The 13,065-nt window shown below is 47.2% G+C and carries 13 protein-coding genes; 2 read left to right on the top strand and 11 right to left on the bottom strand.

The window, feature by feature from the left end:
• Positions 1 to 35: 35 nt before the first annotated feature.
• Positions 36 to 1,016, top strand: a complete 981-nt coding sequence (locus tag KNO65_RS07795) for a YpdA family putative bacillithiol disulfide reductase (RefSeq protein ID WP_214782997.1) — start codon at positions 36 to 38, stop codon at positions 1,014 to 1,016.
• Between the two features lie 39 nt (positions 1,017 to 1,055).
• On the opposite strand, the gene KNO65_RS07790 is transcribed toward KNO65_RS07795, so the two are convergent.
• From KNO65_RS07790 to KNO65_RS07760, 7 genes are all read right to left on the bottom strand, one after another.
• Positions 1,056 to 2,324 carry a Glu/Leu/Phe/Val family dehydrogenase gene (locus KNO65_RS07790; RefSeq protein ID WP_015881453.1) on the bottom strand — a complete coding sequence of 423 codons (1,269 nt, stop codon included), beginning with the start codon at positions 2,322 to 2,324 and terminating at the stop codon, positions 1,056 to 1,058.
• Positions 2,325 to 2,470: 146 nt separating this feature from the next.
• On the bottom strand, positions 2,471 to 3,397 hold the full coding sequence (locus KNO65_RS07785; protein WP_214691038.1) for a D-alanine--D-alanine ligase: 927 nt from the start codon (positions 3,395 to 3,397) through the stop codon (positions 2,471 to 2,473).
• A gap of 96 nt (positions 3,398 to 3,493) precedes the next feature.
• A complete protein-coding gene (locus KNO65_RS07780; RefSeq protein WP_074037201.1) occupies positions 3,494 to 4,072 on the bottom strand; it encodes an adaptor protein MecA in 579 nt (192 codons plus the stop codon).
• Positions 4,073 to 4,132: 60 nt separating this feature from the next.
• On the bottom strand, positions 4,133 to 4,996 hold the full coding sequence (locus tag KNO65_RS07775) for a MerR family transcriptional regulator (RefSeq protein ID WP_214782994.1): 864 nt from the start codon (positions 4,994 to 4,996) through the stop codon (positions 4,133 to 4,135).
• 129 nt (positions 4,997 to 5,125) lie between these two features.
• Positions 5,126 to 5,326 (bottom strand): hypothetical protein, encoded by a 201-nt coding sequence (locus KNO65_RS07770; protein WP_015881449.1) that lies wholly within the window; start codon positions 5,324 to 5,326, stop codon positions 5,126 to 5,128.
• A gap of 41 nt (positions 5,327 to 5,367) precedes the next feature.
• Complete coding sequence (locus tag KNO65_RS07765; protein WP_264092418.1) at positions 5,368 to 6,795, bottom strand: RecQ family ATP-dependent DNA helicase; 1,428 nt, start codon at positions 6,793 to 6,795, stop codon at positions 5,368 to 5,370.
• Positions 6,779 to 7,801: a YpbB family protein gene (locus KNO65_RS07760; RefSeq protein WP_214782991.1), complete on the bottom strand. Its 1,023-nt coding sequence runs from the start codon at positions 7,799 to 7,801 to the stop codon at positions 6,779 to 6,781. The genes KNO65_RS07765 and KNO65_RS07760 overlap by 17 nt, the downstream gene beginning before the upstream one ends.
• A gap of 142 nt (positions 7,802 to 7,943) precedes the next feature.
• Between KNO65_RS07760 and KNO65_RS07755 the strand changes: the two genes are divergently transcribed.
• Complete coding sequence (locus KNO65_RS07755; protein WP_015881446.1) at positions 7,944 to 8,192, top strand: ferredoxin; 249 nt, start codon at positions 7,944 to 7,946, stop codon at positions 8,190 to 8,192.
• Between the two features lie 160 nt (positions 8,193 to 8,352).
• Here KNO65_RS07755 and KNO65_RS07750 read toward each other — a convergent pair whose 3' ends face one another.
• The 4 genes from KNO65_RS07750 to KNO65_RS07735 form a co-directional block, all read right to left on the bottom strand.
• Complete coding sequence (locus tag KNO65_RS07750) at positions 8,353 to 9,312, bottom strand: ABC transporter permease (RefSeq protein ID WP_015881445.1); 960 nt, start codon at positions 9,310 to 9,312, stop codon at positions 8,353 to 8,355.
• Positions 9,309 to 10,373, bottom strand: coding sequence for an ABC transporter permease (locus KNO65_RS07745; RefSeq protein ID WP_214691043.1), 1,065 nt, complete (start codon positions 10,371 to 10,373; stop codon positions 9,309 to 9,311). The genes KNO65_RS07750 and KNO65_RS07745 overlap by 4 nt, the downstream gene beginning before the upstream one ends.
• Entirely contained in the window at positions 10,370 to 11,896 is a 1,527-nt protein-coding gene (locus KNO65_RS07740) for an ABC transporter ATP-binding protein (protein ID WP_214691044.1), read from the bottom strand. The genes KNO65_RS07745 and KNO65_RS07740 overlap by 4 nt, the downstream gene beginning before the upstream one ends.
• Positions 11,897 to 11,959: 63 nt before the next feature.
• Positions 11,960 to 13,045, bottom strand: a complete 1,086-nt coding sequence (locus KNO65_RS07735) for a BMP family lipoprotein (RefSeq protein WP_078147920.1) — start codon at positions 13,043 to 13,045, stop codon at positions 11,960 to 11,962.
• Positions 13,046 to 13,065: the final 20 nt, after the last annotated feature.

Here is a 13,065-nt window from a genome sequence, read left to right as displayed (position 1 = left end):
CCCCTTCCCTACAATGAGCAAAGAGGTGATATTCAGTGAAAAAACAAGCGATTATTGTAGGTGCCGGGCCATGCGGTCTCTCGGCCGCCATCGAACTGGAGAAGATCGGAGTCTCTTGTACGGTGATTGAGCGCGGAAACATCGTCGACGCCATCTATCGGTATCCGACGCATCAAACGTTCTTCTCTTCCGCGAGCTTGCTCGAGATCGGAGACATTCCGTTCATATGTAAGGATTTGAAGCCACGTCGTCAAGATGCACTCGTCTATTATCGAGAAGTCGTCACACGTACCGGTTTAAACGTCCACCCGTTCGAAACGGTCGAGTCGGTCGATAAAAAAAGTGACCGATTCGTTGTGACATCAAGACATGAACGACGTGGCGAAACCATTCGCGAAGCGGACTATGTGATTTTAGCAACAGGTTATTATGGACGTCCTCGTCTGCTTGACGTACCTGGCGAAACGTTGCCGCACGTCCATCACTATTTCAACGAGGCACATCCTTATTATCGACAACACGTCACGATCATCGGCGGGAAAAATTCCGCTGTCGATGCGGCAATCGAACTCGAAAAGGCTGGTGCCTTTGTGACGGTACTCTATCGAGGCGATTCGTATAGCCCTTCCGTCAAACCATGGGTTCTTCCAAACTTCGATTCACTCGTCCGTCATGAGAAAGTTCGAATGGAGTTTGAGGCGACAATCGAACGCATCACCGATGATGGCGTCTACTACCGTCAACACGGTGAAGAGAAGCATGTCTATGCAGATCATGTCTTCGCGATGACCGGTTATCAGCCCGACCACCATCTGTTCGAGAGTGCAGGCATTGTGATCGATGAAGAGAGTGGTGTCCCGACATACGATGAAGAAACGTTTGAAACAAATGTCGAACACCTCTTCATTGCGGGCGTGGTCGCAGCCGGAAACGATGCGAACAAGATCTTCATTGAGAACGGTAGATTCCACGGCAAGGCGATTGCCGATACGATTGCGAACCGCATTAACGTATAAAAAAGTTCGGTCAACTTGAGTTGACCGAACTTTTTTTGATTAGACCCAGCCACGGAAACGTGAGGCTTCCGCCATTTTGCGTACACCGACCATGTAGGCGGCGAGACGCATATCGACTTTACGGGCTGAAGATGTATTGTATACCGTATTGAACGAGTGAACGAGTACTTTTTCAAGTTTTTCCTCAACTTCTTCTTCCGTCCAATAGTAACCTTGGTTGTTTTGTACCCATTCGAAGTACGAAACCGTGACCCCACCACTTGACGCCAACACGTCCGGCACGAGGAGAATTCCACGTTCAGTCAAGATTTTCGTTGCTTCGTTCGTCGTCGGACCGTTGGCTGCCTCGACCACAATCGATGCTTTAATCGCGTCCGCATTGTCTTCTGTAATTTGATTCTCAATCGCAGCTGGGACTAAAATATCACAATCGAGCTCTAACATTTCTTTGTTCGAGATCGTGTTTTTAAATAATGTCGAAATCGTACCGAATGAATCGCGACGATCTAACAAATACGGGATATCGAGACCATTCTCATCATGGATAGCTCCGTAAGCGTCACTGACCGCAATCACTTTCGCCCCTGCATCGTACATGAATTTAGAAAGGAAACTTCCCGCGTTCCCGAATCCTTGGACGACGACCCGCGCACCTTTCAATTCGATTCCGCGACGAAGTGCCGCTTCACGAATCATGATGGCCACACCTTTTGCCGTCGCTGTCTCACGACCATGCGACCCGCCAAGAACGAGCGGTTTTCCTGTGATGAATCCAGGTGAGTTGAATTCATCGATGCGACTGTATTCATCCATCATCCATGCCATGATTTGTGAGTTTGTGAACACGTCCGGAGCCGGGATATCTTTTGTAGGTCCAACAATTTGACTGATGGCACGGACATATCCGCGACTCAAACGTTCGATTTCACGGAAACTCATCTCACGTGGGTCACAGACGATTCCGCCTTTCCCACCACCGTAAGGCAAGTCTACAATTCCTGCTTTTAGACTCATCCATACTGATAATGCTTTGACTTCTACCTCCGTTACGCTCGGGTGGAACCGAATTCCCCCTTTAGTCGGTCCGACCGCATCATTATGTTGAGCGCGATAGCCTGTGAAGATCTTCGTTGAGCCATCGTCCATGCGAACAGGGATCCGAACGGTCAGCATGCGAAGCGGTTCTTTTAATAACTCGTACATCTCATCTGGATAGCCGAGTTTATCTAAAGCTTCGTGAATTACCTCTTGTGTCGATTCCAAGATGTTTTTTCGTTTTTGATGACCTTTTTCTTGATCCGTAATCATGAAGGTTTCCTCCCCTAAATTGTCAATTCTCCCCCAAGAATTAACCTCGTATTCGTTTAAAAGTATAGCTGATACGCGTTCAATTTGAAAGGGCTTTTCAAAAATAATGAAAGCGTTTTCTTGATGGATGGCGTAATCCAGATGTCTTACTTCGCTACGCGCTCAAGTGCGAGCTCGATAAAGCGTTCCAAAAGCTCACCGTACGAGATTCCGACTGTCTTGGCACTATCCGGAAACAGGCTAAGCGGCGTCATGCCCGGCAGAGTATTCGTCTCTAGAATGTAGGCTTTTCCCTCTTCTGAAACGAGGAAGTCAGAGCGCGAATATCCTGAACAACCGAGCGCGCGATGCGCAAGGACTGCCGCCTGTTGAACCTCCGCTGTCAGCTCGACCGAGATTTCAGCCGGACAGACATGAATCGAACCACCTTCCGTATACTTCGATTCATAGTCGTAAAATTCATTTTTTGGAATGATTTCAATGACAGGAAGAGCCTCTTCTTTCCCAAAGTTCCCGATGACGGGAACTGTCAGCTCTTTCCCTTTGATGTACTGCTCGACAAGTACCGCTGAATCACAAGCAAACGCCTTTTCAATTCCTTCACGTAACATCGTTTCGTCCATTGCAATCGTCAGACCATTCGATGATCCTTCTTGCGCTGGTTTGACGACACATGGGAACTCCATTCCCCACTCAGCGACTTTTGCATCGATTGATTCCCGTGACTCGATTAAGACGTCACGAGCGACTCGGATACCGGATGCCGCGAAGATGATTTTTGCTCTCGCTTTATCCATCGCCAGAGCAGATGCCAAGACACCTGATCCCGTATAAGGAATTCCAGCCATTTCTAATAACGATTGCACACGACCATCTTCACCATATTTCCCGTGCAACGCACTGACGACGACGTCGACATCCAATGTTAACAGCTCGTTCGCCCGTTTCGGATGAAAGTCAATGGCCGTGACCTCATGACCACGTTCCGTCAACGCTTCTATCATCCCTTGCCCGCTCGTGAGAGATACCTCTCGTTCTCCTGACACTCCACCATATAAAACAGCGACTTTCATTCCAATCTCTCCTTCAACTAGCTACTGAAAATTCAAGTCTAATCATAACACGGACACCCTAAAAACAATAGGAACAGAAAAGTAAAAAAGCCGTACTCATGCGAATGCATCGTACAGCTCTTTCACGGCTTGTTCAGTTTGAATCGTCTTTCCGTATTCCATCATGACGTACGGACTGACCGTAGTCGTCTTGCCGTACTCGGACAAAATGGCCGCGAGTCGTTCTTCTACCTGCGAAGGAAGAACCTCAACGAAGTGAAGGTAGTAATGACCGTTGTAATGATAAAGCGTGCCACCCTGCTCGGTTTCATGTATATGCGGGAAAAGACGAATCGAAGCGTTGATCACATCTTCAATGTCCTCGAACTGATAAATCAAATGATGGATTACATCAATCGTTAATCGAATCTCGACCTGCTCGACATCGAGCTCAGCAATCGCTTCACCTTTTTGAACATCGATGACGAGTCCATCGCGAGGGAACATTGTCACATTCAAATCAACCGCTCCTTGCGGTGAAAATCCGTACTCACTTTCTGCTGTTTCAAGTAGTTCTTTCCACAGTTGTTGACCGTTTTCCCCTACGATCGTATCGATGGCGATTCCACGTAACGATAGCTCATTCGCAGTCACATATACACGAAGATGTTCTTTTGTTTGTTTTTCAAATCTCAATCGAAAACCTCCAGTGAATAGTCAATCCTAATAATAAGCTACTCCCGTTTTCATCCCGTGTCAAATAGTTGATAACCATTTTGTCCACTCTTCAGGAGCGTCGCCAAGAAATGACCCATTGAATCGCTCTCTCTCCAAGCTGACTGCATATCCACCTGCACCGATTTTTAATTCAGCATGCTCGTTTTGAATATAATCCATCGCCTCTAACAAGTTCGGAATATGCTCAGTCAGCGTACATGCGAAGATGAGACAAGAAGTGTCGATATCATGTAACGCTTTACTCAAATCTTCTTTCGGGAAACCCGCTCCCAAAAAGATGACATCGTATCCATGTTGTCGCAAATAGAGCGTGACAAACAATAATCCGATCTCATGCATCTCCCCGGGTGCACAGACACACGTGATACGTGGCAGGAACGGGTTCATCGGCATTTGAAGGGACAGCGTCGAAAGCCGTGCTCGTAAAAATGCCGTGGCGAAATGCTCGTGGGCAATCGTAATCGAGCCATTCTCCCATCGTGAACCGATTTCCATGAGCAGTGGCCCAATCACATCCTTCGTCACTTTTTCAAAACTGAACGTATTAAACGCACGATTGATCAAATCATGAGCTGTCCGTTCATCAAATGAGAGCAACGCATGGAGCAGCCCGTCTTTCAATTCTTCATCGTATAGTTTGGCCGTTGTCGGTTCTGGTTCAGGCGCTTGATGAAGTTGTTGAATGGCTTGTGAGACAGAAAGCCCTTCTTTCTGCTTGTTCACGACCCATTTGATTTTTTCAACATCCTGATCTGAATACAGGCGGTGACCGGAATCCGTTCGGCTCGGCACGATAAACTGATAGCGACGTTCCCAAGCGCGAATCGTCGTCGGATTGACGCCTGTCAAGGTCGCCACGGTCTTGATGGAGTATTTCGGCATCTCCGCCCTCCTCTCTTACTCGTTCTTATGATATAAGTATATCCTCAACGCAAGAGGTTTACCCCTTTTATTGTGCAATCGAGAATTTTTTAAGAATAAAAAAAGATGCGAACTCTGTTCGCACCTCGTTTAAAATATGGCGTGTCGCCCGATATATATGAAAATGAGAATAATCGCTAGCATGGCGAAGGTTAATGTCATCGCCAACGGGCGCTTCATCCAGTTATCATTTAACTTCCTCTTCCGTTCGCCCTCTTGCCTCTCAGCTCGAGACGGCAACGTGTCCGCCAATTGCTCGCGTAAAGAATCCGCCTGATTCCGATGTCGCAACGTATGCCCTCCTTTACCTTTTTTATCATTTTACTATGATATTATTCAAAGGAAAAGATTTGCGTCAACCGAATTTTCCATTCTGTCACATTTTTTCGAACGATTTGCGGTGTATCCGGGAACGGAATCGGCCCACAAACATCACAGCATTCTTCTTGGTCGACCGTTTGTTCGGAGAAATAACGAAGCAAGTAATCGCGTCGGCATGTCCGGATGAGGGCATAATCCATCATCTGCCCGAGTTGACGATACCGATCTCGCTTTCTTTCTTTTACCCAATCGAGGGCTTCTTGAAGCGAACGTTCTGTCAACAATTGCTTCAGCAGGAGAAACTTCGGGTCTTCTTCGTTCATCCGTAACAACCTTGGTAGTTGCGCGAGCGACGTCCCGTTCTCACGTTCAAAATAGGCTAGTCGCATGTCCTCGTCTTTCGGGTACTGTCCGTCGATTAAAAATTGCTGGATGCGTTCGTCGCCATCAGCATATAGAAGGACCGCGAATGCGGGTTGTCCGTCACGCCCCGCTCGTCCGATTTCCTGCATGTATGCCTCAACTGTTGCCGGCAACTGAAAATGAACGACAGAACGGACGTTGTCTTTGTTCACACCCATCCCGAACGCACTCGTGCATACCATGACCGACACTTCGTCCCGTAAAAACTGGGACTGCACGAGTCGCCTGTCTTCCGTAGACATGCCTCCATGGTAAAACAATGCATCCTCTAGCTCAAAGGCTAACGCCTCTGCCTCGCGACGGGTTGCCGTGTAAACGACTGCAGGTTTGGGAATCACTTGAATCAACTCTTTCAATCGCTCAAGTTTCTTCTCCTTTTCCAACCGTTCAACCAACAATCGGATTTCCGGACGATTGGCAGAGTGGACGAATTGTTCAGGTGAGAACAGTGCCAGCTTTTCAATGATGTCCTGTTTCACGCCTTCTGGCGCCGTCGCCGTGACCGCCATACACTGGGGGCTCCCAATCTGTTTTCGCAACTCACCTAAACGCGCATACTCAGGACGGAACTCATGCCCCCATTGTGAGATACAGTGCGCCTCGTCAATGACGAGCATTTGAATTTTCACATTCGCCAGAGCACGCGTCACATAAGGAACGGCCAATTGTTCGGGTGAAAGATATAAAAAACGGTAACGTTTCAAATGGTTGATGATGTCCTGCTTCTCTTCAGCCGATTCCATCGACGTCAAACGAGCGACACCACGCTCTCCCCGTTCTCGTATATGAAGCATCTGGTCCTCAATGAGTGAGAGTAACGGCGAAACAATCACCGTGAGCCCTTGATTTTTAATATAAGAAGGGAGTTGGAACGTCAGCGATTTCCCCGCCCCCGTCGGCATGACGGCCAATACATCCTGCCCTTCGATCACGGCATGTATGATGTCGTGTTGCCCAGGACGAAACGATTCATACCCGAACACTCGTTTTAATGTCGCTTCATACAAAACTCTCACCTCGTTTCAGTCTGGCGAAGACGAGTCGAATTTGAAAATAACTGACACGCCCCATTTTCTCAAATATCGGTTTGAGCGCCCAGCTATCCGGATGCCGCAACTCTTCAATCGTGACCACATCCTCCATCGGTACAAATTGTTCGAGCGGGAAGACTTCTAAATACATCGCCATCTCGACGACATGGTCTTCAATCGTGCTCGTACGTAAACGCCGTTTCGCTTGAACCTGTTGGAACGTGTACCCCTTTAAGAACAATTCATATGACTCACGTGCTGAATAAGTCATCCGGTCCGTCGATAAGCCGTACGTAAACCCCCGTAGTTTGGCATCATCCGGCAAGACCATCAACAGTTCGTTCCATCCGGCCAAAAAATACAAACGAGCCGTTTCGGCATCAACATGAAGCAGGCTGGCGATTTGTTCATATGTCAGACCCGTCTCAAACGCTCCTGTGAATCGATAGACGACGGCCGTCGCATACGGGTCCCCGATTTGTTCAAGTGCTTGTTCAATCTCTTGATGAAACGTTCGCATGAGCGCTTTCCAATCCCGATCAAGATGTAACAACTGCTTGACCCATTGCTCTGCTGGACGATCGGCTTGTACAGGATAAAATGTACGGGCATGTTCTTTTGACATGAACGTCTGCACGAATAAACTCAAGCGTTTCCATGTGGTCGCGTTATAATCACGGCGTTCCCCGCCCAACCGCTTGAATAGTTGCTCAACCGAGTCAGGTGAAGCTAGTAGTTCTCCCGCCTCTGTCAATCTAAATCGTTTACGATCGAGCCATCCTCGTTTTTCAAGTTGTTTTAGCACAGACTCGTATGAATAAGCCGTCTGCGGAAACTGTCCAAAAAGAGGCTCCAACTCGTAAAAAAATGCGTCCTGTAGCGTTGTGGCCGAACGCTTTCCATTCAGGACATGGTAGAGACTTCGCTCACTCCGTTCTCCATTTAATCGTTTAATGGCCAGCAGTAGAACTCCATCCGCTAAATGAACCAAATCGTCACTTCCTTAAAAAAATCATTATCCTACCAAAAAGACGCTCGTTTCCTCATTGAAATAATTGGGTATGTAGACTACAATTACTCATAGTCAGTAGAATGATTTCTAAGAGAAACGAACCGTTTGGAGGGTTATTATCATGGCAAAATTTACAATCGTCGATAAAGATACATGTATCGCATGCGGAGCTTGCGGCGCGGCAGCACCAGATATTTACGATTATGATGATGAAGGTCTTGCGTTCAACTTAATGGATGACAACACAGGTACTGTTGAAATCCCAGATGAGTTATACGAAGACATGATGGATGCATTCGAGGGTTGTCCGACAGACTCGATCAAAGTAGCGGACGAGTCGTTCGACGGGGACGCTTTAAAATTCGAATAATCGTGAAAGACATATCGGTCCTTTGACTGATATGTCTTTTTTATGGTTCTCGCATGTAACCTAGTCTAATCATGACATCTCTAGGCAAGTATATCAAAAAAGGTTGTTTGGCTTAAGCACCAAACAACCTGGATGAAATGGACATATGTCCTATCTCGAATTAACGTTTCCCTTTAATATAAGGAATACCGACCGACTTCGGCGCATCCGCACGACCAACGAGTCCAGCGAGAGCAAGAATCGTGAGCGCGTATGGCGCAATCAAGAGCAAGAGCTGCGGCACGTTGTTGATGACCGGCAAGTTGCTTCCGATAATCGAAAGGGCTTGAGCGAATCCAAAGAACAATCCGGCACCAAGCGCACCGAGCGGATTCCATTTACCGAAAATCATTGCGGCAATCGCCAAGAATCCTTGACCAACGATTGTCGTTCCACTGAAGTTCGTCGTGACCGTTACAGCATAAACCGCTCCGGCAAGACCACCAAACGCACCAGAGAGCATGACGCCCATGAAGCGCATTTTCGTGACGTTGATTCCCATCGTATCAGCGGCCATCGGATGTTCCCCTACCGAACGAAGACGAAGTCCAAACGGTGTCTTGAAGATGACGAACCAGACGACGAACGCCAAGGCGATTGCAACGAACGACGTGTACTGAACGTTAATAAAGAACATCTTTAACACGGGAATATCTGATAAAAAGGGTACATTCTCTTTTGCGATCCGGTACTCGATAAAGTCCGTCTGTCCTTTGTTGTAAAGAACACGCACGACGAAGATGGCGAGACCGATGGCGAGCATGTTGATGGCAACCCCGAGAACCGTCTGGTCCGCACGCCAAAGGATGGCAGGAACGGCCAAGAAAAGGGAGAACAAAGCTCCGACTACCATAGCGACAAGTAAGGCAATCCATGGGCTAGAGGCGCCAACACCTAAATCAGTCAAGGTGAGCGTCGTGATGATTCCTGTCGCGGCACCGATGACCATGATTCCTTCAAGGGCGATGTTGACGACACCAGAACGTTCACTGAAAATTCCACCAAGTGCTGCGATAATGAGTGGAGTCGCATAGGCAAGCGCAACCGGTACGACGATATAAAGGACTTCTAAGAAGTTCATTTTTTCTCCACTCCTTTCTTACGATTTCCTTTAAGTTTCTCAACGACATAGTTGATCGCATATCCAGACGCTACAAAGATGACGATGGCTGCGATGATGACTTTGACAAGCTCAGACGGTACGTTCGCACCAAGTTGCATCGCCAATCCGCCGATGTTCAACCCTGCGAAGAGAATCGCTGCTAAAATGACTCCAATCGCGGTGTTCGCACCAAGAAGGGCAACGGCGATCCCGTCAAATCCGACACCGGTGAACGATGCCGAGAGGGTCATACTACCGAATGTTCCAAGACCCTCCATCGCACCTGCGAGACCAGCGAACATACCGGAGATGACGAACGACAGGACGATGTTACGGTTTACGCTCATCCCTGCGTACTGTGATGCATGTTTGTTGAATCCAACGGCACGTAACTCATAACCGAGTGTCGTACGTTGAAGGATGTAGTAGTACACGATTGCTGCAAGCACAGCGACAAGCACACCCCAGTGAAGACGTGAATATGTCGTCAACTCTTGGAGCCATGGCGAAGCAAGTGACGCTGAATCGTTGATTGACTCCGTACGCTCGTTCGTTACGCCGATGACGTTACGTAAAATCGCGTTTGTCGTGTATAAGGCAATATAGTTCATCATGATAGACGTAATGACTTCATGAACATAAAACTTCGCTTTCAAGAACCCAGGAACGAACGCCCAAATTGCTGCTGCAACCATTGCCGCTAGAAGTGCGAGCGGTAAATGGATAAACATCGGCAAGTCGAAGTTAATTCCTACATAGACGGCTGCGACCCACCCAATTAACACTTGTCCTTCTACCCCGATGTTGAATAGCCCTGTACGGAAGGCGAACGCAACCGCAAGACCTGAGAAAATAAGTGGGGCTGCAGCACGCAATGTTTCACCGACGGCATACGGACTACCGAACATGCCTTCAAATAACGAGATAAACCCTTGAACCGGGTCGTATCCACCAATCAACATGACGATAGCACCGACGAGTAGTCCTAAAATGATGGATAGGAATGGAATGAGAAGTTGGTTTAAACTTAATTTTTTCATTCTGTTTCGTCCCCTCTCTTACCGCCGGCCATCAAGAAGCCTAGCTCTTGCTCCGTCGTCTCTTTCGGATCACGAATCCCTACAATTTTTCCTTCGTAGAGAACAGCGATACGGTCGGATACGTGTAAAATCTCATCAAGTTCAAACGAGATGAGTAAGACGGCGCGTCCTTTTTCACGTTCTTTAATAAGCTGCTCGTGAATAAATTCAATCGCACCTACGTCGAGACCACGAGTCGGTTGAGCGGCGATGAGTAAATCTGGTGAGCGATCGACTTCACGTGCAATGATTGCTTTCTGTTGGTTCCCTCCCGAGAGAGCACGCGCTGGAACATCAATTGATGGAGTTCGGACGTCAAACTTCTCAATCAACGCCTTCGCCTTCTCAGCCACAGCTTTATAGTTCATGAGACCTCGTTTCGAGAACGGTTCTTTATAGTACGTTTGAAGTACCATGTTGTCACGAATCGAGTAGTCAAGAACAAGTCCGTGTTTATGACGATCTTGCGGGATGTGTCCGATCCCTGCCTCGGTCATCTTACGCGGCGTGTGTCCTGTGACATCTTTTCCGTTGAGCAACACTTTACCAGACTCCGGCTTTTTCAAACCTGAAATGGCTTCAATCAACTCCGTCTGACCATTCCCGTCAATTCCGGCAATTCCAAGTACTTCTCCAGCACGAATCTGTAAATCCAATCCTTCAACGACTTTCAAACCGCGACCATCTTTGACGACGAGGTTTTGAACGTCCAGAACGACTTGTTGTGGATCGGCTTTCGAATATTCTGCATCAAAGTTTACTTCGCGACCAACCATCATTTCAGCTAAACTGTCTTCATTTACCGTCTCGTCGACCTCGACCGTTCCAATGTAGCGTCCACGACGAATGACAGTACAGCGGTCCGCAACTTGCATGATTTCCTTCAGCTTGTGCGTAATCAAGATGATCGACTTACCTTCAGCAATCAGACGTTTCATAATTTGGATAAGTTCTTGAATCTCTTGTGGTGTCAACACTGCCGTCGGTTCATCAAAAATCAGAATATCTGCTCCACGATAGAGCGTCTTCAAGATTTCAACACGTTGTTGCATGCCGACTGAAATATCTTCAATCTTCGCATCCGGATCAATTCTAAGTCCGTATTGCTCCGAAATCTCCATGACCTTCTTCCGAGCAGTGGCGCGATCGATTGTGATGCCACTCTTTGGCTCAAGACCAAGAATGATATTTTCAGTGACCGTGAATTTTTCAACCAACATAAAGTGTTGATGGACCATTCCGATCCCAAGTTCGTTGGCGATGTTCGGATTTTCAATATTCACTTTCTTTCCGTGTACGCGAATCTCTCCGCCTTCAGGCTGATAGAGACCAAACAACACGTTCATGAGCGTCGATTTCCCGGCCCCGTTTTCTCCTAAAAGTGCATGGATTTCTCCTTTACGCAATTGGAGCGTGATATTGTCGTTCGCAACGAACGTACCGAACTCTTTTCGAATATTTAGCATTTCAATTACATATTCCAAGGAAGTTCACCCCTAACTTTAAGTAAAGGGAGACCACATGGGTCCCCCCTCAACTCAAACAAATTATTTTACGTTTTTCATGAACTCTTCGAACTCAGCGTCAGTTGCTGGTGCAACAACATCACCATCGATGATTTGTTGACGATACTCATCAACTTTAGTGAGCACGTCTGCAGCAACGTTTTCTTCAGAAGTTGGTGCGATTCCTACACCTTCATCTTTAAGTGAGAATTCAACCACTTCACCAGCTGGGAACTTACCGTCCATTGCCATTTTCGACACTTCGAGTGTCGCTGTATCTACACGTTTAACCATTGACGTAAGAGTAACGTTCTCTGGAAGACCTTCTTCGTACTGGTCACGGTCAACCCCGATGACCCAAACTTCTTCACCGTTTTTCTTACGGTTTTTCGCTTCAGTGAATACACCTACACCTGTACCACCAGCTGCATGATAGATGATATCAGATCCTGATCCATACATACCTGACGCAATTGCAGTTCCTTTTTCAGCTGAGTTGAAGTCTTCAGCATATTTTACGTCGATTGTCGCATCAGGGTTTACGGCCATGACACCAGCTTTAAATCCATTTTCAAACTTCTTGATCAAGTCTGATTCTACTCCACCGATGAAACCAACTTTATCAGTCGTCGTTGTAAGACCAGCTACTACACCTACGAGGAATGAACCTTCTTGTTCCTTAAACGTGATTGAAGCAACGTTCGGTGCATCTACAACCGAGTCAACGATTGCAAAGTTGTTATCAGGGAATTGTTCTGCAACTTTTCCGATATCCTCTGCCATCAAGAAACCGATTCCGTAGATCAAATCAAATTGATCACGTGCCAATTGTTGCAAGTTAGGCTGATAGTCTGCTTGTTTTGCTGATTGAAGATATTTGTATCCTTCGTTTTCAGTTAAGCTATTTTCTTCACCAAACTTTTTCAAACCTTCCCAAGCTGATTGGTTGAATGACTTGTCATCAACACCACCAGTATCCGTGACCATCGCAACTTTGAAGTCGCTACCTTCTCCGCCTTCACCGTTTGAAGATGAGCCTTCGTTGTCATCTCCACCGCATGCTGCGAGTACTGTAGAGAGTGTGAGTCCTGCTGCTAAAGCTGAGAGAATCGTTTTCTTTTTGTTCATCATCGTCGTGTTTCCCCTTT

This window comes from Exiguobacterium sp. S3 (genome assembly GCF_018617295.1).
GTDB classification, from domain to species: Bacteria; Bacillota; Bacilli; order Exiguobacteriales; family Exiguobacteriaceae; genus Exiguobacterium; species Exiguobacterium profundum.
The sequence above is the reverse complement of the archived record's forward strand: the minus strand, read 5'-3'. Positions and strand labels throughout refer to the sequence as shown.

Bases quoted from the DNA above. Each gene is read 5' to 3' on its own strand.
- KNO65_RS07785 (WP_214691038.1), bottom strand. From the start codon at position 3,397: ATGAAAGTCGCTGTTTTATATGGTGGAGTGTCAGGAGAACGAGAGGTA.
- KNO65_RS07755 (WP_015881446.1), top strand. From the start codon at position 7,944: ATGGCAAAATTTACAATCGTCGATAAAGATACATGTATCGCATGCGGA.
- KNO65_RS07790 (WP_015881453.1), bottom strand. From the start codon at position 2,324: ATGATTACGGATCAAGAAAAAGGTCATCAAAAACGAAAAAACATCTTG.
- KNO65_RS07750 (WP_015881445.1), bottom strand. From the start codon at position 9,312: ATGAACTTCTTAGAAGTCCTTTATATCGTCGTACCGGTTGCGCTTGCC.
- KNO65_RS07735 (WP_078147920.1), bottom strand. From the start codon at position 13,045: ATGAACAAAAAGAAAACGATTCTCTCAGCTTTAGCAGCAGGACTCACA.
- KNO65_RS07745 (WP_214691043.1), bottom strand. From the start codon at position 10,373: ATGAAAAAATTAAGTTTAAACCAACTTCTCATTCCATTCCTATCCATC.
- KNO65_RS07775 (WP_214782994.1), bottom strand. From the start codon at position 4,996: ATGCCGAAATACTCCATCAAGACCGTGGCGACCTTGACAGGCGTCAAT.